Below are 20,966 nucleotides of genomic sequence, written 5' to 3' on the forward strand. Positions count from 1 at the left end.
GTGCGTGCTGTGTCAGGCGGAACGGACGGTGAGCCAGACGCTCGTGTCCGGGGGCAGGGTGTGGTCGGGGAGGGGTCCGCTCGCGAGCAGGACGTCGGCGTCGTCGGGGAGCGGCACCGCGGTCGTCCCGCAGTTCGTGCGGTGGAGCAGTGCGCCCCGGTGGAACGCGATGACGTCGGGGGCGTCGTCGTCCCAGACGAGGTCGCCGTGCTGCAGGTCGTCGCCACGGCGGAGTTCGAGCACCCGGCGGTACAGGGACAGCGTCGACGCGGGGTCGTCCTGCTGCGCGGCCACCGAGTACGTCCCCCAGTCCGCGGGCTGCGGGAGCCACGGCTCGCCGGTGGCCCCGGCGGGGCTGAAGCCGGCCGTCGCGGGGTCGGTCGTCCACGGCAGCGGGACACGGCACCCGTCGCGGCCCGGGTCGACACCCCCGGAACGGTGGTGCATCGGGTCCTCGATCCGGTCGAGCGGGATGTCCTCCACCTCGGGCAGCCCGAGCTCGTCGCCCTGGTAGACGTAGAGCGCACCGGGGAGCGCGGCGGCGAGCATCGCGGCGGCCCGGGCACGTCGGGCGCCGACGACGAGGTCGCTCGGCGTCCCGGACCGCTTGGTGTCGAACGCGAACGCGCTGTCCTCGCGCCCGAACCGGGTCACCGGGCGGGTGACGTCGTGGTTCGAGAGCACCCACGTCGCCGGGGCGCCGACGGGTCCGTGCACGGCGAGGGTCTCCTCGATCGCGGCACGGAGTCCCTCGGCGCCCCACGGCCGCGCCATGAAGTCGAAGTTGAACGCCATGTGGATCTCGTCGGGCCGCAGGTAGAGCGCGAACCGCTCGAGGTCCGCCAACCAGATCTCCCCCACGAGGACCCGGTCGCCGAGGGTGTCCCCGTCGTCCGTCGCCGCACGCGCGGTGTACTCGTCCGCGACCGCACGCCATCCGCGGTAGATCTCGTGCAGGTCGTCGCGGTCGACGTTGGGGTGCTGCCCGGCGGGGTACTCCCCCACGATCTCCGGCAGCGCCGGGTCCTTCGCCACGAGTGCGGCGGAGTCGATCCGGACACCGGCGACCCCGCGGTCGAGCCAGAACCGGAGGACGTCCTCGTGCTCACGCCGGACGTCCGGGTGGTCCCAGTTCAGGTCCGGCTGCTCGGGGGTGAACAGGTGCAGGTACCACTGCCCTGGCGTGCCGTCGGGGTCCGTGGTCCGCGTCCAGGTGCTGCCGGAGAAGCTCGACGGCCAGTTGCCGGGCGGCAGGTCCCCGTCCGGTCCGAGCCCGTCGCGGAACCAGAACCGGGCCCGGGCGTCGCTGCCCGGTTCGCTCGCGAGTGCCTCCTGGAACCAGGCGTGCTGGTCGGACACGTGGTTCGGGACCACGTCGACGATCGTGCGGATGCCGAGCGCAGCGGCCTCGGCGATGAGCGCCTCAGCCTCGGCGACGTCGCCGAAGTCCGGGTGGATCGCGCGGTAGTCCTCGACGTCGTACCCGCCGTCGGCCAGCGGTGAGCGGTACCAGGGGGTGAACCAGATCGCGTCGATGCCGAGGGCGGCGAGGTACCCGAGCCGTGACCGGACGCCCGCGAGGTCGCCGATCCCGTCGCCGTTCCCGTCCGCGAAGCTGCGGACGTAGACCTGGTAGATCGCGGCGGTGCGCCACCACTCCTGGTCGGTGACCGGCGTCGTGGAGCCGATCCGAGCCTCCAGACCGGGGTCGTCGGAGGCCGACGTGCCGGGCGTGGCCGCGGTGTCACGGGGCGGGCTGAGCGTCATCGTCCGGTCCTTCCGACGGTCGGGCGACAGTGCCTCGACCGGATTTGGTTTAGCGCTATACTCGGCGCTGGAGTGACAATATGGTGCTCCGCTCCCGGATGTCAACTCCCCTCACGAAGCAGGAACGAACCGCCCGTGCCCGTCACCCTCAAGGACATCGCCGCCGAGGCCGGAGTCAGCCTCATGACGGTCTCGAACGTCGTGAACGGCAACCACGACAAGGTCTCCGCCGGCACCATCGAGCGCGTCCGCGCCATCGTCGATCGGCGCGGCTACGTGGCCAACGCGTCCGCGCGGAGCCTCGCCGCGAAGACCTCACGGCTGATCGGCCTGCTCGTCCCGTCATCCGAACACGACATCCTCGTGCTCAGTCCGCACAACGTCGCGGTGTTCGGGTTCCTGGAACGGCAACTCCGCGATCGCGGCTACCACCTGCTGTTCCGCGGCGTGAACGAGACCGCCGAGGTCGACGTCGCACTGCGGTCCTGGAACCTCGACGGCGCGGTCGTGCTCGGGTTCCTCGACGAAGAGGTCGACGGTTTCCGACCGACCGGCGGCACCCCGATCCTGGCGCTCGACAGCTACTCCGCGAACACCCGGACCACCGGGGTGCGCTCCGACGACCGGGAGGGCGGACGGCTCGCGGCCGAACACCTGCTCGCCCTCGGACACCGGCGGATCGCGTTCGCCAGCCCGGCGTTCTCCGACGTGGGCCTCGTCCGCCAGCGCTTCGAGGGGTTCCTGCAGGCGCACCTCGAGGCCGGCGTGGCATGGGACCCGGCCGACCAGGTCGTCGTCGACCCGACCTGGGAGTTCGGCGTCACCGCCGGCGCAGCGCTCGCCGGCGACCACCCGCACGTCACCGCCGTGTTCGCCACGGCCGACATCCTGGCCGTCGGCATCACGGAGGGGCTCCGGCAGGACGGCCGCTCCGTCCCCGGCGACGTGTCGATCGTCGGCTTCGACGACATCGACGTCGCGCACTACGTCACGCCGAAGCTGACGACCGTCCGCCAGGACGTCGCGGCGAAGGGGTCGATCGCGGCGAGCATGCTCCTCGACGAGGTGCAGGGCCGGGGTGCACCCGGCGAGCCCGTGGTCATCCCCGTGGAACTGGTCGTGCGGGATTCGACGGCGGTGCGCTGAGCGCTCCGCGCGGTCCGGTGCCCCGATCCGCGGCGTTCCGGCGTCGACCGGAGGACGATGGTGGGCACCGACGCACATGAACGGAAGCGAGTCGACGATGACCGCAGACGATCCCCTCGAGACGGACCCGGAGCACTACCGGCTGCTGTGGGAGAACGAGCACGTCCGGGTGCTGGACTACACGGACGAGCCGGGCGACCAGACCCACCCGCACCGGCACCCGAACAGCGTGATGGTGACGCTGACCGCGTTCGAACGGCAGCTCGCCGCCGACGACCGGACCGTGGACGTCGCGCTCCCCGCCGGGAAGGCCGTGTGGCTCGCCGCGCAACGACACTCCGGCCGCAACACCGGCGCGACCCCGACACACACCGTCCTCATCGAGCTGAAGGACGCGCCAGGGGCCGGAGCGCCGACATCCGTCCTCGGCCCGGTGCCGTGACCCGCCGTGGCCGTTCCGAGGTCAGCGCGGACCGTCGATCTCGAGCCAGGACCCGGCACCGCCCCGAGCGTCGCCGTCGATCCCGGGTCGTTCCCGCAACGCGGCGAGTTCCCGGTCGATCGCGGCGCGGTCCGTCGTCGACCCGAGTTGCCGGTCGAGGTCCGCGTCCGGTCGGCCCGTGACGTCGGGGATGCCGTTCGTCGCGAGGAGCTCGTCGGTGGCCGCAGCTCGAGCCTGCATCTGCGCGATGCGTTCCCTGGCGTGGTCGAGCCGTGCCGCGGCCTGGTCGAACTGACCGCTGATGCCGGCGACCGCCTCGTTGACGCGGACCTGTGCCGCTGAGGCCGCGTAGGAGGCCTTGATCGTCTCCTTCTCGATCCGGAACGCCGCGAGCCGTTCGCGGAGCCGCTGCTCCGTCTCCTGCAGCCGGGTCTGCTGGCGTTCGAGCCCCTCGAACTGCACGCGGAGCGTCGCGACCTGCGCGGCGACCGACGTCCGTCGTTCCAGGGCGATCCGAGCGAGGTCCTCGCGTCCCTGGTCGATCGCGTCCCGCGCCTGCTCGCCGAGCCGCGCGTACCGGGCGCCCTCCTCCTGTCCCTGGAGCTCGACGCGCTTGCGGGCCGTGGCGATGTCGGCGATCCCGCGGCGCACCTGCTGGAGCATCTCGGCCTCACGGTCGTAGGTGTCGTCGAGGGCGTCGCGTGGATCGTCCATCCGGTCGATCGCTCGGGCGGCCTTGCCCTGCATGATGGCCTTCAGGCGTCCGGTGTTGCTCACGGTCGGTCCCTTCGTGTCAGGTCTCGGTACGCATTCGTCCCGGCCGCCAGCGCGGCCGCTTCCCGGTCGACGTCGTCCCGGAGGATCGAGATCCGTCCGCCGGTCTCGCTGGTGACGGAACGGATCGTGCTCGAGAGACGGTCGACGATGCCGGACAGCTCGGCGGTCTGGCTCCGGAGCGCCGGCAGCTCGACCGCGACCCGGCCGGCGTCGTGGTCGGTCAGGAGGAACGCGATCGCTCCGTCGACGGAGGCCGCACCCGCATCGATGCGGAGGACGAGCCGCCGGACTCCGGGCTCCGCTCGGTCGACCGCGATCGCGTAGGCGAGCGCCGCATGCGCCCGTTCGACCGTGCGAGCGAGGTCCGCCCTGAGCGCGATCGCGGTCCGCCGTGGTCCGGGCGTCGTCGCCATCCGGACCCGCCAGCCGATCGTCCGGACGGTCGTGCTGCGTCGGAGGGCGCGGGCCATCCGCAGCACGATGATCGCCACTGCCGCCCAGAACGCGATGAGCGCCACCACGAGCGAGACCAGCACCCAGCCGAGAACGTCCATCGAGAACCTCCTGCCGACCAGGATCACTCGCGCCGCGGCGACGGACCATCACCCGATCGGGGCGATATCGAGCGGTCCGGTCCCGCCGGGACCGCCCGCGGGTCTACCGTCGGGCGGACCGGGGAAACCAGGGCCCCGGGGTTGGGGAACACTGTGGCGTGGAGCAGGGTCGATGCGACCGTGAGCAGCAGATGACCAGTGCGACGCGGGTGCGTCGGATCACCGCGACGGGTGTGGTCGGTGCGGCGATCGGGGCGTTCGCCCTCACGGCAGCCTCAGCGGGACCGGCGCAGGCGGCGGACGTCGCTCCGGTCAACCCCGTCACCGTGCCGGTCGACGGCCACGCGGCGAACCAGGGATTCCTGGTGTTCGTGCAGGGCGACGTCGCACTCTCCGCCGACGAGGCAGAGGGCACAGTCGCCGCGGGCGGGGACCTGGCGTTCGACACGGACTACAACATCGCGGCCGGCAGCGTCCCGATCGGCGCGCCCACGCTGCCCGGCGACGACCGTCCGACGTACCTCTACGTCCAGGGCGGTGTCCAGTTCCCCGCGGACAGCGGCGCGATCCTCCGTGTCCTCAACGGCGGGCTCACGCACATCGGCGACACGTCGACCTACGACGCGTTCGACGCCGACCAGAACGGGGCGTCGATCGCCTACCGGATCGCTCCGGAGGGCGGTACCGCCGAGAGCATCCCCCGCATCGAGGGGACCGTCGCCGAGCCGGCTACCACCGTCCCACGGCTGGCCGACCCGTCGGTCCTCGACTTCGACGCGTCCTTCACCCGCTACCGCGCGCTCTCGACCGACATCGGCACGTGCCCGGCGACGACCACCCTCGCGGACGACGAGGGCACGCCCGTCACCACCCCCGTCCCCGACGGGTCGGCCGCCCGTGTCGCCGTCCGACCGGGCGTGACGAACGTGCTGACCGTCTCCGCGGCCGACCTCGCCGCCCTCGGGCAGCTCACCTTCGACGGGCTTCCCCGATCGGACAGCCCACTGGTGGTCAACGTCACCGGGACGTCGTTCGACGGGTCCATCCCGAACCTCGCGAACCTGACGAACGGGCAGGCTCCCTTCGTGCTGTGGAACTTCCCCGACGCGACGACCGTCCACGTCACCGGTGCCGACGCGCTCGAAGGCACCATCTACGCGCCACGTGCCCTCCTGCAGTGGGACGTCACACAGAACATCGAGGGCAACGTGATCGCCGCGTCCTTCGTCCACGGGGTCCCGGCCCGACCAGGCCCCGCCCCTCGTGAGATCCACGGCTTCCCCTTCGCGGCCGAGGTGTCGTGCGTCACGACCGACGCCGTGACCGGGAACTTGACGCTCGTCAAACAGGTCGACGGCGGCACGGCCTCCGCGTCCGACTGGACGCTGTCCGCTGCCGGGGCCGGTGCCGGGGCCACGACCATCAGCGGTCAGAGCGGCAGCTCCGCGGTGACCGACCAGACCGTCGCTGCTGGCGACTACGCCCTCTCCGAGTCGGGCGGCCCCGACGGGTACACGGCTGGCGACTGGACGTGCGTCGGCGCGCGGGTCACCGGCGCGACGGTCACCGTCGAGGGCGGTGACGACGTGGTGTGCACCATCGTCAACACGGCCCTGTCGCCGACTCCGACACCGACACCGACGCCGACACCCACCCCGACGGCGCAACCGACTCCGACCCCCACCGGCACGCCGGCCCCGGACGCCGGGCCGCCGTCGGACCCGGGTGCCGGCGCGGGGCCGGGGATCACCGGTGACGGTGGGGAATCGCCCTGGGGGGATGCGGGCTCGCTCGCCTTCACCGGGTACGACCCGCTCAGGCTCACACTCGTCGCCGGAGCGCTCCTGCTCGGCGGGCTCACGCTGACCCTCGTCGTCGCACGGCAGCGCGCACGTCGCTCGTGACCCGACGACCCACTCTGGGCTACCGCAGCAGCCCTTCCTTGGTCAGCCAGTCCTTCGCCGCGGTCGCGGCTTGGGCCTTCTCGCTCCCTTCGACACGGTTGCGCAGCGCGATGAGGTCGTCTGTGGTGAGCTTCGCGGAGATCTTGTTCAACACCGAAGCGAGTTTCGCGCTGGAGATCTTCTTGTTGAGGAACGGCAGGACGTTCTGCGCCGCGATCAAGTTCTCGGGGTCCTTCAGCACGAGCAGCTTCTTCGTCACGAGGTCGGGCGACGTCGTGTAGATGTCGGCCACCTGCACCGTGTCGTCGACGAGCGCCTTGACCGTGTCGGGTCCGCCGTAGTCCTCGATCGACTTGAACGTCACCTTGTCGACGCCGTACGTCGACTTGAGCCCGGGGATGCCGTAGGGAAGTGTGCCGAACTGCGGGTTGGCTCCGAGCGTGAACGGCTGGATCTTCGCCAGGTCCGAGATCGACGTGAGGCCCTCCTTCGCCGCCTCCGCCTGGGTCACGACGTACGCGTCCTTGTCCTGCGCCGGCGACGGGTCGAGCACCTGGAAGTCGCTCGGGACCTCGGTCTTCAGGGCCGCGTCGACGTCCGCTGTCGTCTTCGCGGTGGCCTTGGTGTCGTAGAAGAACAGCAGGTTGCCGTTGTACTCCGGCATGAGGTTGATCGAACCGTCCTTGAGCGCGGGGATCGTGGTCTGCCTGGGGCCGAGGTTGAACTTGGTCGTCACGTCGAACCCCGCGTCCTTCAGGGCCAGCGCGTACATGTTGCCGAGGATCTCGCTCTCCGGGAAGTTGAACGAACCGACCACGATCGGCGTGCTGCCCGATCCGGAGCTGCCCCCTGGAGCCGCCTTCGTGGGATCAGAAGTGGAACATCCGGAGAGGGCGACGATCGTTCCGATCGCCACCACGCCCGCGAGGATGCGTGTCGTGGTGCCTGCTGTGAACATCAGTGGTCCCTTTCGTCGACGGTGGATACCGTCACCGCGCGGCGCCGGGATGGCAGCGTACGGACGTGTGTGCGACGGCGGCGGGTCGGTGCTTCGTGGCCGCGTCGGGTGAGGCGCTGCGCGAGCGCGAAGAGCCCGTCGATCACGAGGGCGAGCACCGTGACGAGCAACGCGCCACCGAGGATGAGGTCGTTGTCGTTCAGGCTGATCCCGGTCGAGATGATCGCACCGAGCCCGCCGAGCGAGACGTACGACGCGATGACCACCGTCGCGATGACCTGCAGGACCGATGCGCGGATCCCGCCGATGATGAGCGGCAGCGACAGCGGGATCTCGACCTTCCAGACGATCTGCAGTTCGGTCATCCCGATCGAGCGGGCGGCATCCACCGTCTCCGGATCCACGGACTCCACTCCTGCGTACGCCCCGGCGAGGATCGACGGGATCGCCAGGACGACGAACGCGATGATGGACGCGAAGAACGCGGTCTGCGTGAACGGCACGGTCAACCCGATGACGACGAAGAGGGTGCCGAGCAGACCCAGGGTCGGCAGGGCGCGCATGCCGCCGCTGAAGGCGATGACGAACCCGCGTCCGCGGCCGGTGTGGCCGATGTACAAGCCCAGTGGAAGCGCGATCAGGGCTGCGATCGCGACGGAGATGAACGTGTACAGGAGGTGCTCGACGATCCGGTCCTGGATCGGGAGCGGAGTCTGGAGGCCGGGACGGTAGTTCGCCGAGTCGAGGAGCCAAGCGACGGCGTTGAGGAAGAACTGCACGGTCAGGCCCCGCGTTCGATCGTCGCCAGCGCTGCGCGCCGCCGTGGCCGGAGCGGGGTTCGACGCGACCACGGCATCAGCACGCGCCCGATCGTCACGAGGACGGCGTCGAAGACCAGTGCGATGACGAGGCTCGCCACCACGCCGACGAGGATCTCTTCGAGGAACTGCCGATGTCGCCCGTCGGTGAACAGGAAGCCGATGTTCGCGGAACCGACGAGGGCGCCCACCGAGACCAGGGCAACGGTGCTCGCGGAGACCACCCGCATCCCTGCGAGGAGGACGGGGCCGGCCAACGGGAACTCGACCGCCCAGAAACGGTGCCACGCCGAGAAACCCACCGAGGTGGCCGAGTCGATGACGTCCGCCGAGACGGCGCCGAACGCGTCGGACGACAACCGCACCATGATGGCGACCGCGTAGACGGAGAGCCCGACGACGATGTTGACGGGATCCGTGATGCGTGTCCCGAGCAGGTACGGGAGGATCACGAAGAGCGGCAGGGACGGGATCGTGTACAGCAGACTGCCGCCGCCGACGATGACCGATCGAACTGGCCGCCAACGGTTCGCCACCCACCCGAGCGGCACCGCCACGACGAACCCGAGGACGATCGGCACGGCGGCGAGCGCCGTGTGCGTGACGGTGAGGCTCCAGATGAGACCGAAGTTCGCGGTGATCCAGTGCAGGTCAGCACCCCAATCCTCATCGGAAGGCCAGCGGATGGGGCCTTCGTCCCGCAGGGCTGCTGCGTCCGTCTGAGAGTAGCCGCGCAGGACGGTTCTGACCGGGTGGCGAGGTGTTCGGCTTATTCGCGGATGGCACTGGTGGCGCGGATCACGGATCCCAGTGGTGACGGGCGTTCCACGGGTTTCGGGTATCTGTTCCACGGAAGGTCGTGCTGTCGCATCCTGATGGCGCGGCGTGCGCCTTGCACGCTCAAGCGAGAGCGCCGATGTCACCGAGATCGCTCGGCCTCAGACCTCCAGCGACGCGCTCAGAGCGGGGATCCGTCTTGCAGCAAGATCTCCTTCGAGCGCCAACCGGTACAGCTCCTTGTCGCGTTGCACGATATCGAGCGACTCGGATGCCATCAACGACAGGACGGAGTGAACTTCTTCCACGGTAACTCCAAGGTGGCGAAGATCGCGTCGAAGGTCTGCGACGCCAAGCCACGCACCGGCACGCATCGGTTGAACGTCGGCAGCCTCCTCCATGAGTTGACGGAGGACGGCGTGCATGACTGCAGAGCGTCGCTTCCGCTCATCACCTGCGCGTTCGAGGACCTGGTGACGCTCGACTGCGGTAAGCGTCGGATCGACCAGAGATTCAATCTCGTTCCAGTCCAACCCTCTGGAGGCGTGTTCGGTGACTGCCGTCACGAGGGTTCGGAGCAAGAGGATGCCGACTGCGGCTTCTTGGTCCGCGGCAGTATGAGTTCGCCTGTGGAAGTCGTTACCAACCACGAGGGAGGTGCTCGCTCCCTCTGCGGCTCGATGTTCGGCCAGAGCCTGGAAGCTCACCTGGCTCTCTGGGACGACATCTTCCCCGCTGCTCTTGGCATCGATGGCTAGGGCGAGTGCCTTGCCCAGGATCACGCGGGTGGCGGTCACGTCGGTGCGCCCAGCGCCACCAATCCGCTCCGCTTGGAACCCGAGAAATCGGAACGCATCCCGCGTGGCGTACTCCATCCGGTTTGGATCGCGACTGTCCGTGGCGGAGGCCAAGAGCTCAGCGACGAGCAGGTCGGCGTGTTGCTTGGCCGAAGAAGTCACCGCAGCGACCGGCCGGGGCTCGACTTCTCCTGACGGAGAGGAACTGGACGCGAGATCGAGCGGCAGTATGCCCGCAGCCGCTCTCCCCAGCGGGGTCAGGTGAAACTCCTTCTGTGAGAGCTTCGTAACCATGCCGGCTTCGCGAAGAAGTCCGAGCCTCGCACGGACAGCGCTTGTCGACAGCGCGTTCCGGCCGGCGACTCCACTCCTGCTTGCGAGTTCAGCCGTAGTCAGAGCGCCCTCACGAAGCAGCCCGAGTATCTCACCGACAAATCGCACACGAGCGTGCGCGATGCGGACGAAGTCAACGCCTTCACCCGAGGAGGCCCACTCAAGCGCTTCCGGCGTGGCGGCCCAGGCGGACTCACTCACACGAGAGATCAGGCCGAGAACATGGAGGCTTCCCCGCGCCTGCCGAGCCGAAGCCGACGAGACTCCGTACGAGACCAGGGCCTCGTCGATTGAGAGTTCATCCACGGGCGCCTCCGCAAGTTGGACGACGTGGTGTGCGACTGAGAGCGAACCCGTCTCCGGCGAGGGCAGGTAAAGGCTTCCACCGTCCGCTCGGCTGCTGAATCCCCCAGACTCGAGTGCATTGAGAGCCGCAAGCGTCTTCAGCCCGGCGCTCGGCACCTCTGGGGCGGTGCCGATCTGCTCAAGGGAGGGCTCGCCCAGCTCTAGCGCATTGAGCACCTCGGCCCCAGAGGGGGTGAGACGGAGGAGACCGTCGAAGAGGGTTGCCATTCCAGTCGCACGAAGCCAGTTAGAACGGCGTCGCACCTGATCCAGCGACGCCCAACCCATGCGGTATTTCTCGTTTGCGACTTCACGCAACGACTCGTGGGTGAGTGGTCGGTCCACCAGTTGAACGAGAAGCTCGCCCATGAACCGGACCCTAGCGTGCAGAAGCATCACCAGCTCGAGAGGGTCCTTCTTCTTCGCCCACGCTTCCACGTCAACGGTGCCCCGGAGGTGGCCATCCCGCCGCTCCGTGAGTCCAGCGCCGAGGAAGCGGGACACGTCACTGAGCGAGAGTTCTCTGTCCCCGGCAGACACGCGCTTGGATCCCGATTTGGCATGCGCCAGGCCCTCCACCATGCCTGCGAGGGTGTCAAGCCAGTCCTCCATGGGCCCTGGCATGTGGGGAGCAGTTTGAGCTCTGTCGGACCAGCGCAGGGCTCTGACGGGGTTATGCACAGCAATAACCTCTAGCGCTTGCCAGAGATCCGCAACCGCGTGCCATCACGCGGGACGGTCAGGACGGCTGTAGGACCGGGCTTCATTCCGACCTTGATCCCACACGCGACCTTCGCCCAGTCTCGCTTGACGGCGAAGCGGGTGGTCAGGAACTCGACGCTCGCGCTGCTGTTCGAGGATCCGCTCGGTCTCATCAGGCAAAGCGGACCCGCACTCGATACCTTCAGTCTGAGAGCGGCTTTAGCCCGATCTCGCGTGCAAGACGCTGGAGCTCGCGATCTTCTGCTTCGTAGCCAGCCCGTCCAACGTTGCGCAACGGGTGCGCTTCAGGATCCAAGATGAAGCTGTACGCCCGATTCGGGAGCGCTTTGGCGGACTTGCCCGTCAGAAGCGATGCGCGGATCTTCGCAACCACCTCATCGTCGAGGCTCGTTCGAGCCAACCAGTCGAGCTCGGACTGATCGGCGGGCGGTACGGCCCGCTCTTGCTCCGCCTGGGCCTTCCCTTCGATGTGTTCGCCGAGTCGAAGCTGCCATCCAATCTGGTGGACGTACGCAATCAGGTCGCGAAGGTGCTCTTCGTCTCGCACGTCTGCAGGAGACATCGGATTCCCGAGACGGTCAAGGTCGACGTAGAAGCCCCGCTGCTTCTGCTTGTCGTGACGCTTTGACCATGCGCGCAGGGTCCCAAGGAGCGCCAGGTTGCGCTCAGGCTCCGACGGCTGTTCGTCAAACCAGTATTTCTCCTCTTCCAGAAACTGATGCACCTGACCAAGCTTCTTCGTGTGACTCGCCCACAGTGCATCCAGCCACTCGCACCGGAACTGAGCGCCTTCGGGCTCCCACACCATCTGAAGTCGGCGCTCATGGAGAGCGATGGCTTTGCCGGACTCCTCGATTGCAAGGATCGCGATGGACCTAGCCAGCCCTACGTCGCCGCCGTCGAGAAGCCTGATGGAACTACTCAGGAGTTTGTCGGCATTGGCGAGCAGTGCATCCCCAAGCGCGATGACCTGCGGCGGCGTCCGCTGGGATAACCCCAACTTCACCGACGGATACGAGCCGGGCGCTACGGGCAGGCGGACTCATCGTGCCCTCCTGGCGACGAACCTGCCGGAGATCGCGATCACCGTCGGTGCCGCCACATCTGGATCTGCTCACACAGGCGAACGCCAGCGACATCTAGCTGACCGCCGTGGCGGCGCTCCTCACGCTGGTCTACGCGGCGGTCGGGTTGATGTTCCGACCGAGGCTGCGCATCGCCGGGATGGGCATGGACTCCCTCGTCGTCGTGCTGCTCTACTTCGCCGTCGCGGGGCTCATCGCTATCGCCTTCCATGAAGGCCGTTGCCACGCCTCGTGAGGGTACTGCCCGCTTTCGCTGGAAAGTGAAAGCGGGCAGCCGCGCCGCACCGAGGATCAGAAAACTCAAGGCGCGGGCGCTAGGACGGTAACCAGCCGTCCTACCCCCATTGTGCGGCATCTCGGATGTGGGTCAGCGCCGAGGCGGGTCCGGCAGGGAGCAGCCGGTGTACGGGAGCGAGCCTCGGGGTGACGTTAGAGACGCCACCGCCCGGGACGAATCAACTCCTTCGTCGCCATCCGGCACGGACCTCACCGATGCCCGCCGACTCACCGGCATCACCGCACAGGGCGAGGCGCGCGTAGTCGCTTGACGAAGGTTTGGGTGCGGCGCCCGACGTGTGCCGGGGCGGCTGAGGTGAAGTCATCGCAGTCCGCTGAGTTCGGGTTCGAGAGCTTGTCTTTCGTGGCGGGAGTGACGGCCGTGTCGCCAACCATCACTCGGCGGTTCGACGGAATTCGGAGATTTCCAGGCCGAGATCGCCCACGCGTTCGAGGAGCGCGTGGACCTCCGTCGGATCACCGAAGGATCCCGTTAGCAGGGTCTGCGCTGGTCCGATCTGAACCAGTTCGAACTCCGGGAAGGCTGCAGCGAGCGTTTCCGACATGGCGTACGGTAAGCGGAACTCGTAACGGCTCATTTGACCATTCCTCCCAACCGGCTCGATCCCATCGTCGAACCTGAGGTTGGTTGGCGCGTCCCACATTCCGGGTGAAACCGGGCACGCCATCGAGTTCAGATCAACCCGTGCTTCCTTGCTGCTGCGACAGCATCGGCACGACCTGAGACGGCCAGCTTCAGGTAGATGCTCCGCAGGTGCGTCTTCACCGTGTTGCTGCTGAGGTGATGCTTCGCTGCGATGACGCCTACCGTCTGATGCTCCGGGAGTTCGAGGAGCAGCTCTCGCTCCTTCCGGGTGAGCGGGACGAAAGCGGCGCCGTCCGTGAGATGAATGTCCGCGACCGAGCACAGCGTGAGCAGATGGGCGGCGTAAGGCTCAACGCCGCCGTGTTGTCCCTGGGTGGCGAACACGATCCTTGCTCCCCGTCCTTGACAGGCGAGGAACTCCCGCGCGTACCCGTACTGCTCGCTGACTTCCATTGCATGGCGTACTTGGTCTGCCGCGTCGTTCATTCGGCCGCTGCTCAAAGCTCGGTCGGCAACCGCCAGATGTCCTTGCACGACGGAGGTCCCGTTCCACGCGCCATCCTTGAAGCTCAGGCGTTCGGTGAGCGCGTGCTCGGCCGTCCGATCTCCTCCGACCGTCTCGCGAACGCGCATCGTCAGGACCTCCAGTGAGTCGCTGCCGAGGATGCCGGAAACCAGACGGCGGACCTCGGCGGCGCTGGCTGCGCCGTGCAGAACCCCTGACCATTCGTGGAGGCGGGGCGCAACGGCAGCGACGATACGAGGATGAGCGGCGCCGTCGGTGCGGACAAGGTCAAGAAGCTGTGGGAACGCCTCCCGCACTGTCCGTCGGTCATCGAGCGCGTGCAGCAGGAGCAGCGATCGCGTTTCGAACCCAAGACCGAGCTCGGTTCCTGTGGGATCAGCCGTCTCGATCTGGTGGACGGCCTTGAACGACACCGGCTCGCAGCGTTCATAGGAGCACAGCGTGTTGATCAGCATGGCTCGCGCTGTTGCGCGGTTGTACGGCGGCGACGTGTCGAACGGTACTGCCGCCATTCGCTGTTCTTGCACGGCGGCCGTTCGCCAGTCACCTCGTCGGCCGGCGAGCGTGGCTGCCAGATCGGTGGCGACGAGGAACACCCACGCGGCCCCGCTTCGGTGTGCGGCGGCTTGCACGGAAAGGAGTAGTGCTTCGGCGTCCTCGAATCGGTCCGTCGCGATCAGGCAGTGTGCGATCGCGAGTCGAACGCCCAACGCGGCAGGCAGCGAAGGCAGCGGTGTCGTGCGCAGATACGTACCGAGCGACTCGAGCGTTGTTGCTGCTTCCACCGGATCGACGATCAACAGTGCCGAAATGGTGCGGATGATCGGTCGCCACCGTTCTGCGACGTCGTCCGGCGCATCGTTGAGCGATCGGTTGATCGTGGCCATGTGATCTGTCGCGCCGATGCGGTCAGGGAAAGATGGCACGTCCATCGCGAGCCGTATCACTGCCACCGGGAGGGACGGGCACGTGCCCTCCAACTTCCGCAATGCCTTGGCGACGATGCCGCTGCGCCCCTGCATGAGCAGCAACAGTCCGGAGCGCTCCAGCTGCTCGGCGAGGATGGAGACGTCGCGGGACTGTATTGCTTGCTTCATCGCATCGTCGTGCGAACCGGACTCCTCGTACCACCGCGCTGCCACCGCGTGGTTCTGGATCGCCCCGCATTCATCTCGCCGTCGATACTCCGCCCGCATGTAGCCGACCAGGATCGGGTGGATTCGGAACCCGTCGATCTGCCGGTCAGCGTCAACGAACATATGCCGTGAACTCAAGCGTTGCAGGACGGCACCGGCGTCGCGGCGTCGTGTGAGCGTCACAGCAAGGTCAAGTGGCACGTCCTCCGTCACCGATGCTCGCATCAGCACCTCGCGATCCGAGTCGTTCAACCCGTCGAGGATGCGGCGGACAAGGTAGTCCGCGACTTGGTGATTGTCGCCGTCGAATTCCTGGATTGCCGCGGACGTGCTCGACGCAGCGGCGAGGTACGGCATGGCCAAACCGAGCCCAGCTGCCCATCCTCCGACGTGAGCGGTGAGGATGTCTGAGTCACTCACGCTGAGAGGCACACCGCACTGTCGGGCGAGTTCAAGAGTCTCATCGGAAGTGAAGGCGAGGTCCTTGTGGGGCAAGGAGAACGCCCCACCTGCAGCGTCGATCACTTCGGCGAAACCGTCGGGCGCGTACCGACCCGTCATCACGATACGGACGGTCTCCGGAAGCGCGGCGACGAGGTTCACCAGCGGCGCGACGCCGAGACCTCCGACAAGCGCGTTCACGTTGTCGATGAGCACCCACCGGAGTCCAGGAGGCGATGACGTTTGGGCAGCCTCGCCGGGAACGTCACGTTGCGCTCCTTCGCGGATGACCTGTACCACGACGCCGCGCGCGATGAGGATGTCTTCCCACTGCTCAAGCAGTGTTGTCTTGCCGATGCCACCTGGTCCCCAGATGGTGAGGAGCCGTTGGTCGGACTCACCGAATGTCGTCAGGTGCGTCAGGAGCCGTCGCCGTCGGACTCGGGCGCGACCCGTCGTCGTATCTCCGCGGAGGGCCATGATGGTTGTCTGCATGGACTCGCCTTTCCCCTGAAGAAGGCTTGATCTCCCTGCGACAGTAGAGCGGTATGCCCGGTGATGTAAGGCTCCACCGCTTCCCGCCGCAACGGGGCACGATTCTCACCCATATTGGGTGACCAAGCTGCCTGGAGATGGGCAGGTGTTCGCCGCTCAGTGCCGGCTGCGATGGCGATGCCGTTTCCGTCACCCGCGGTCGTTCGGGCCGGACGTCGTGAGGGCGGCGACGGCCGCCGCGTTGCTTGAGTAGATCGTCACGTCGCCGGTGAGCGCGAATTCTTCGAGCTCCGCCTGCAGTTCGGGGCGGAGCCGACTGTAGGAGACGGTCAGGTTCTGATTCCGGCACCATTCCAGCGTGTCGCCCATGACGTCTGCAGCTGTGGTGTCCACCCCCGTCACAGCCTCGCAGTCGAGCACGAGGTGCCGTACGTGTTCGCTCCTGCCTGCCTCGACGGTGGCCCGCACGGCATCACCGAAGCGCTGTGCGTTGCCGAAGAACAACGGTCCGGCGAAACGCAGCACGATGACGCCCGGAGCCGTGGTGAAGACGCCGTCCTTCGCTGATCTGAACGCGTCGAGCGGTTCTCCGTCTCCAGTGAGCACGTCGACCGGCGGGTTAGAGGCGCGGCGCACCACGTCGATGAGAGACAGGATGAACGCGATGACTACCCCGATCACCGGGCCGAGGAACAACGCCCCGAGGAAGCACACCGCCGCGACGGCGAACTCGAAGCGCCGGAGCTGCCAGAGACGCGCGAGTTCCCGCAGACCGAGCAACGGAACGACCGCGACCGCCACGATGGCGCCGATCGCCGGTGAAGGGATGTCTCGCAGGAGGGCCGTGCCGAAGCACACGACGACAAAGGTGAGGATCGCGGCGACGAGGGCGGGCAGTTGCGTTCGCGATCCGGCTTGGTCCATGGCAGCGGTACGCGAGGCGGAGGAGCCAACGGTGAACCCGCCGGTCACCCCCGCGCTGAGGTTGGCGGCGGCGAACGCGAACAGGTCGCGGTTCGGGTCGTCGTGGTAGCCGTGTCGCTCGGCGTAACGACGTGCCACGAGGAGTCCCTCGGCTATGGTCACGAGCGTCAGGGCCAGCGCGCTCGGCACCACCTGGAACCATTGCGTCAAGCTGATCTGCGGCCAGGTGAAGGTTGGCGGTCCGGCCGGCACATCTCCCAGGATCGACACCCCGGCGTCGTCCAGGTGGAACACGACGAGTGCGACGGTCGACGCGACGAGGACCACGAGTGCCCACGGCACTGAGCGGAGCCTGCGTCCGATGAGGAGCACCGCTATGGAGGCGACAGCGATCAGGACGGACCAGAGGTTGGTCCCGCCGAGTCCGGTGAGCAGCTGACCGGCTTTCTCCACGAACTCGCCGCCGCTGTCGATGTGGACGCCGAGCATTTTCGCGAGCTGGCTGACGAGGATGTCGAGCGCGAGGCCGCCGACGAACCCGACGAGGATCGGCGCGGACAGGAAGTTCGCGAGGAACCCGAGCTTGAGGACGGCGCACAGCGCGAACATCACCGCGCCGATCAATGCCTGGGCGAACGCGAGTTGCAGGTACGTGTCGCTGTCCGCCGCGACCAATCCGGTGAGCGAGGACCCGACGAGCGCCGCTGCGGCTGCGTCCGGCGAGGCGACGAGCTGTCGACTCGAGGCCAAGAGGGCGTACAGCACGGCAGGCACGATGAGTGCGTAGAGACCGGCGGTCGGCGGCAGTCCTGCGATCTGCGCGTAGCCGATGTTGAGTGGGATCGCGATGGCAGCGAGGGTGACGCCAGCCAACGCCTCTGTGCGCCAGTTACCCGCGCTGAGCCCGGCAAGTACTCGCATTAGAAACTCTCAATCCCTCTGCCGATGTTGATGACTCCGCTGATCAGGAAAAGCACGGTCATGATCGCCGTGGCCTGGCGTGACAGCTCAACCCGCATCTGGTCCAGCGGCCCGTCTGCCCGGCGACCAAGTATCCGGGAGAGCACGATCGGACCCGCGACTGTCGTTGATGCCACCGCGACGAACACACCGATCGTCCAAACCTCCGTTCCGATCGCAGCGTTGCTCGTGCCGATCGTCAAACCCGCGGCGCAACCCGACAGGAGGTTTTTCGGGTTGACGGACGCCAGGGCGAGTCCGATTCCGGTCGTCCTCCAGGGTTTCAACGCCTCAACCGTCCTGAGCCAAGGCGGGGGCCCCTGGGCTGATCCTGTTGCCCCGTGCGGGCGGATCTGCCGGATGGCCAGTGCAATGAGCGTTGCGCCGAACAGGATCTTGAGGGTGCCGATGATCGGCCGGGATGCGTCCTCGCTGACGGTGTTTATGGCAGAGGCGAGGATGGTTGCCGTCGTGAGAAGCAGGAGGACCCCAAGAACCCACCCTCCGACGAAAGCTCCCGCTACTCGAGATGCTTGCGGTGTGCGGAGCATCACGATGACTGCGATCACCGGTATGGGACTGATCGCGATCGTGACCGCTTGTGGGAGGAGTTCACCAATCAGCGTTGCAGCGTTCATCGCTCTGGTCGGCGTCGCTTGGCGGGTGTGACCCCGGAGAGGTCCCCGAGCGCTGGGCGCATCCAGCGTGCGTCCGGGTTCGCGTCGACGAGGAGCGCGCGGACGAGGAGCGTGAGCGGGAGCGCGAGGATCGCGCCGAGCGGCCCGAGGAGCGCCGACCACACGACCACGGACAGGAACGAGATCGTCTGGTTCAACGACACCGCGGAGCCGGTGATGTGCGGCTGCAGGCCCGACTGGATGACACCGTTGATCACCGCGTAGACGACGATCACCGCGAGGGCCGTCGGCCACCCGAACGCGAGCAGTGCGAGGAACGCTGGGGGGATGAGGCCGATCCAGTAGCCGATGTTCGGGATGAACCCGGTGATGAAGGCGAGCAGACCCCAGAGCAGCGCACCCGGGATCCCGAGGACCACCAGCGCCAGCGCGTCGAGCGCCGCCACCGCTGCGCCGAGCAGCGCCGTGACGAGCATGTACCGGCGCACGCTCACCGTGTACGCGACCAGTGCCTCCACCAGGCCGGGACGCGCCGGTCGGAGCCGACCCGCGATGAGGTGTCCCCAGCCGGCGTCGAGGGTCATGAACACGATGAGTGACAGCACGAGGAAGGTGGAGAAGCCGAACCCGAAGACGCTCCCGATGAGACCGGACACCACGCCGACGATCTTCCCCGGGTCGAAGGTGGCGAAGACCGCTGCGACCTGCTCCGGTCCCACGCCGAGGGATTCCAGGCCGTTGGCGACCGATTGCTCGAGATCGGCGAACTGGTCGGAGTACTGCGGGAACAGCGTCGCGAACTGCGCGAGAGAGATCACGAGCGCGGCGGTGAACGCCACGGTGACCACGAGCACGATGACGATCACGACCGCTGACGCGAGGCTCCGGGCGAACCCGAGGCGTTCGAGGAAGACCCGAGCCGGTTGCACGCAGATGGTGACGACAAGCGCGAGGACGGTCGGGCCGATGATCGGGGCGAACCGCGCACAACCGAACGCGACGACGACGGCGCAGGCGAGGCCGATGACGGTGCGCAGGCCGCGGCCGAGACCGGCGCGGTCGTCCGGCGAGCGCGGGGCCGCGTCCGCGGCCGGCGGCACCGGCGCGGTGTCGTGATTGCGTCTTCTCCACAACACGGTGGTCTCCTCGTGGTTCGTCGGCGCTGGTACCGGTCAGGGGTGAACCGGCGCGGCGGGGACGGCGTCGTCCGGAGGGACTCCGGCCGTGTCGGCAGGGCCGGGTGGGCGCGAGACGAGCTCGACGGTCGCTACCGCGACGAGCCCTCCGACGAGGGTCCACACGATCAGTGCCGGCTGCAGTGGCCGGTGCAGGACGATGACCGCCGCCGCTCCGAGCGCGATGAGCGTCCGCAGCACCAGCCGCCAGCGGTACACGGCTTCGCCGACCCGTCCGGTGGTGACCCCGTGGGCTCGTGCGCTGCCCCGCGCGGCCGCGGCCAACCGGTTCCACCCTCCGCGGACCCGGACGGCGGGACGGGACGAACCCGAGAACCAGGCGACCACGGCGACCGACAGCGCCAGCACGGTGACGGCGATCGAGGCGCTCAGGACGAAGGCTACCGCCGCGTCGTACACGGCCCTGGCGGCGTTCCTCGGCATGAGGTCCGGAGCGAGTGCCCGGACGGTGACGATGCGGCCGAACGCGACACCCAGCACGGTCACGAGCATCGCGACGGCGATACCGACGGCGGCCAGCGCGAGCGCTCGGGACCGTCGACGGGCCATCACCACCCCGACACCGATGCAGGCGACGACGAGCCACGGGAGCCACAGTGCGGTGACCTGCACGAGCGCGTACGCGGTCTGCGCGCGGACGGCTGCGTCCGAGGACGCCACGACGATGGTGCGGTCGATTTCGGGGAGACGGGACGCGAATGAGATGCCGCGGTCGAGGAGCCGCTCCTTGACCTCGGCCACGATCGGCCCGAGTTGGATCCCGATCGAGCCGTCCGCCGCGATCGTCACCGCCGCCCGGTCGTCACCGCTCAGGGCCCCCACCATCTGGGTGTGGCCGGTTCGGAGCAGCCGTTGCCACAGCTCCGCGAACGCATCGGACGCGACGAACCGCCGCACGGTCTGGTGGACGAGCTCCTCGACGCCGGCCGCCGCCGGGGCTTGCAGGGTTGAGAGTGCCTGGGCGGCACGCGGCGGGAGATCGAGCTGGCCGACACCGTCGAACACCGTCTTCGTCAGGGCGCGGACGTCGAGCTGCTCGTCGACCGCGTCGATCGTTCGACTCACCACCAGGCTCTGCACGGCCTGGTCGCGGGCGAGCGGCGCGAAGGTCTGCACGAAGGCCTCGGTGGAGGTCAGCTGCCGGTCTGCCCACGCGCTCACCACGGCGACCGGGGCGAGGATCGCCCCGATGACGATGAGCGCAGCCGACGGGATCACCCATGCCCGACCCCGGCGGGCCGGAGCCGGCCGGTCGGGCCCCGTCGCCGCGTCGAGCTCCGCCCGCAACCGGGCGTTCTCGACCCGGAGTGCCGCGAGTTCGGCCTCGGCGTCGGTGCTCAT

At 68.1% G+C, this 20,966-nt stretch carries 18 protein-coding genes; 4 read left to right on the forward strand and 14 right to left on the reverse strand.

Features of this window, described 5'->3' with window-relative positions; all coding sequences use genetic code 11:
- Positions 1 to 12 precede the first annotated feature (12 nt).
- The gene (locus EDF27_RS11485) at positions 13 to 1,767 is read right to left on the reverse strand and encodes an alpha-amylase family glycosyl hydrolase (protein WP_132048875.1); all 1,755 of its coding nucleotides are present in this window, start codon (positions 1,765 to 1,767) and stop codon (positions 13 to 15) included.
- A 135-nt stretch (positions 1,768 to 1,902) separates the two neighbouring features.
- Here EDF27_RS11485 and EDF27_RS11490 point away from each other — a divergent pair, with 135 nt between their 5' ends.
- Together EDF27_RS11490 and EDF27_RS11495 are read left to right on the forward strand one after the other, a co-directional pair.
- Positions 1,903 to 2,913: a LacI family DNA-binding transcriptional regulator gene (locus tag EDF27_RS11490; protein WP_132048877.1), complete on the forward strand. Its 1,011-nt coding sequence runs from the start codon at positions 1,903 to 1,905 to the stop codon at positions 2,911 to 2,913.
- 97 nt (positions 2,914 to 3,010) lie between these two features.
- Complete coding sequence (locus tag EDF27_RS11495; protein WP_123654312.1) at positions 3,011 to 3,355, forward strand: cytoplasmic protein; 345 nt, start codon at positions 3,011 to 3,013, stop codon at positions 3,353 to 3,355.
- Positions 3,356 to 3,376: 21 nt separating this feature from the next.
- Here EDF27_RS11495 and EDF27_RS11500 read toward each other — a convergent pair whose 3' ends face one another.
- A complete protein-coding gene (locus tag EDF27_RS11500) occupies positions 3,377 to 4,132 on the reverse strand; it encodes a PspA/IM30 family protein (protein ID WP_132048879.1) in 756 nt (251 codons plus the stop codon).
- Positions 4,129 to 4,686, reverse strand: coding sequence for a hypothetical protein (locus EDF27_RS11505; RefSeq protein WP_132048881.1), 558 nt, complete (start codon positions 4,684 to 4,686; stop codon positions 4,129 to 4,131). The genes EDF27_RS11500 and EDF27_RS11505 overlap by 4 nt, the downstream gene beginning before the upstream one ends.
- Before the next feature lie 191 nt (positions 4,687 to 4,877).
- Here EDF27_RS11505 and EDF27_RS11510 point away from each other — a divergent pair, with 191 nt between their 5' ends.
- Positions 4,878 to 6,590 (forward strand): collagen-binding domain-containing protein, encoded by a 1,713-nt coding sequence (locus EDF27_RS11510; protein ID WP_132048883.1) that lies wholly within the window; start codon positions 4,878 to 4,880, stop codon positions 6,588 to 6,590.
- A 19-nt stretch (positions 6,591 to 6,609) separates the two neighbouring features.
- Here EDF27_RS11510 and EDF27_RS11515 read toward each other — a convergent pair whose 3' ends face one another.
- From EDF27_RS11515 to EDF27_RS11535, 5 genes are all read right to left on the reverse strand, one after another.
- Positions 6,610 to 7,548 carry an ABC transporter substrate-binding protein gene (locus EDF27_RS11515; RefSeq protein ID WP_132048885.1) on the reverse strand — a complete coding sequence of 313 codons (939 nt, stop codon included), beginning with the start codon at positions 7,546 to 7,548 and terminating at the stop codon, positions 6,610 to 6,612.
- A complete protein-coding gene (locus tag EDF27_RS11520) occupies positions 7,548 to 8,327 on the reverse strand; it encodes an ABC transporter permease (protein ID WP_132048887.1) in 780 nt (259 codons plus the stop codon). Before EDF27_RS11520 ends, EDF27_RS11515 begins: the two co-directional genes overlap by 1 nt.
- Positions 8,328 to 8,329: 2 nt before the next feature.
- Complete coding sequence (locus tag EDF27_RS11525) at positions 8,330 to 8,947, reverse strand: ABC transporter permease subunit (RefSeq protein WP_347812800.1); 618 nt, start codon at positions 8,945 to 8,947, stop codon at positions 8,330 to 8,332.
- Positions 8,948 to 9,304: 357 nt separating this feature from the next.
- Positions 9,305 to 11,200 carry a hypothetical protein gene (locus tag EDF27_RS11530; protein ID WP_132048889.1) on the reverse strand — a complete coding sequence of 632 codons (1,896 nt, stop codon included), beginning with the start codon at positions 11,198 to 11,200 and terminating at the stop codon, positions 9,305 to 9,307.
- Between the two features lie 322 nt (positions 11,201 to 11,522).
- Complete coding sequence (locus tag EDF27_RS11535) at positions 11,523 to 12,347, reverse strand: AbiV family abortive infection protein (RefSeq protein WP_165931457.1); 825 nt, start codon at positions 12,345 to 12,347, stop codon at positions 11,523 to 11,525.
- A gap of 146 nt (positions 12,348 to 12,493) precedes the next feature.
- On the opposite strand from EDF27_RS11535, the gene EDF27_RS19700 reads away from it, so the two are divergent.
- Positions 12,494 to 12,661, forward strand: a complete 168-nt coding sequence (locus EDF27_RS19700) for a hypothetical protein (RefSeq protein WP_165931458.1) — start codon at positions 12,494 to 12,496, stop codon at positions 12,659 to 12,661.
- A gap of 436 nt (positions 12,662 to 13,097) precedes the next feature.
- Here the strand turns inward: EDF27_RS19700 and EDF27_RS11540 are convergent, their stop codons facing one another.
- The 6 genes from EDF27_RS11540 to EDF27_RS11565 form a co-directional block, all read right to left on the reverse strand.
- On the reverse strand, positions 13,098 to 13,301 hold the full coding sequence (locus EDF27_RS11540; protein ID WP_132048893.1) for a hypothetical protein: 204 nt from the start codon (positions 13,299 to 13,301) through the stop codon (positions 13,098 to 13,100).
- A 95-nt stretch (positions 13,302 to 13,396) separates the two neighbouring features.
- Positions 13,397 to 15,907: a LuxR C-terminal-related transcriptional regulator gene (locus EDF27_RS11545; protein ID WP_123703278.1), complete on the reverse strand. Its 2,511-nt coding sequence runs from the start codon at positions 15,905 to 15,907 to the stop codon at positions 13,397 to 13,399.
- Between the two features lie 189 nt (positions 15,908 to 16,096).
- Positions 16,097 to 17,704: a SulP family inorganic anion transporter gene (locus tag EDF27_RS11550; protein WP_243698313.1), complete on the reverse strand. Its 1,608-nt coding sequence runs from the start codon at positions 17,702 to 17,704 to the stop codon at positions 16,097 to 16,099.
- Between the two features lie 47 nt (positions 17,705 to 17,751).
- Positions 17,752 to 18,429, reverse strand: a complete 678-nt coding sequence (locus EDF27_RS11555) for a GAP family protein (RefSeq protein ID WP_123703282.1) — start codon at positions 18,427 to 18,429, stop codon at positions 17,752 to 17,754.
- Positions 18,426 to 19,529: an AI-2E family transporter gene (locus tag EDF27_RS11560; protein WP_165931459.1), complete on the reverse strand. Its 1,104-nt coding sequence runs from the start codon at positions 19,527 to 19,529 to the stop codon at positions 18,426 to 18,428. The genes EDF27_RS11555 and EDF27_RS11560 overlap by 4 nt, the downstream gene beginning before the upstream one ends.
- Positions 19,530 to 19,601: 72 nt before the next feature.
- A complete protein-coding gene (locus tag EDF27_RS11565) occupies positions 19,602 to 20,966 on the reverse strand; it encodes a hypothetical protein (protein WP_123703285.1) in 1,365 nt (454 codons plus the stop codon).

This window comes from Curtobacterium sp. PhB136 (assembly GCF_004346855.1).
Lineage (GTDB): Bacteria > Actinomycetota > Actinomycetes > Actinomycetales > Microbacteriaceae > Curtobacterium.

Excerpts from the sequence above, each read along its gene's own strand:
- EDF27_RS11495 (WP_123654312.1), top strand. The coding sequence starts at position 3,011 with ATGACCGCAGACGATCCCCTCGAGACGGACCCGGAGCACTACCGGCTG.
- EDF27_RS11515 (WP_132048885.1), bottom strand. The coding sequence starts at position 7,548 with ATGTTCACAGCAGGCACCACGACACGCATCCTCGCGGGCGTGGTGGCG.
- EDF27_RS11565 (WP_123703285.1), bottom strand. The coding sequence starts at position 20,966 with ATGAGCACCGACGCCGAGGCCGAACTCGCGGCACTCCGGGTCGAGAAC.
- EDF27_RS11505 (WP_132048881.1), bottom strand. The coding sequence starts at position 4,686 with ATGGACGTTCTCGGCTGGGTGCTGGTCTCGCTCGTGGTGGCGCTCATC.
- EDF27_RS11485 (WP_132048875.1), bottom strand. The coding sequence starts at position 1,767 with ATGACGCTCAGCCCGCCCCGTGACACCGCGGCCACGCCCGGCACGTCG.
- EDF27_RS11540 (WP_132048893.1), bottom strand. The coding sequence starts at position 13,301 with ATGAGCCGTTACGAGTTCCGCTTACCGTACGCCATGTCGGAAACGCTC.
- EDF27_RS11530 (WP_132048889.1), bottom strand. The coding sequence starts at position 11,200 with ATGGTGGAGGGCCTGGCGCATGCCAAATCGGGATCCAAGCGCGTGTCT.
- EDF27_RS11510 (WP_132048883.1), top strand. The coding sequence starts at position 4,878 with ATGACCAGTGCGACGCGGGTGCGTCGGATCACCGCGACGGGTGTGGTC.
- EDF27_RS11545 (WP_123703278.1), bottom strand. The coding sequence starts at position 15,907 with ATGCAGACAACCATCATGGCCCTCCGCGGAGATACGACGACGGGTCGC.
- EDF27_RS11555 (WP_123703282.1), bottom strand. The coding sequence starts at position 18,429 with ATGAACGCTGCAACGCTGATTGGTGAACTCCTCCCACAAGCGGTCACG.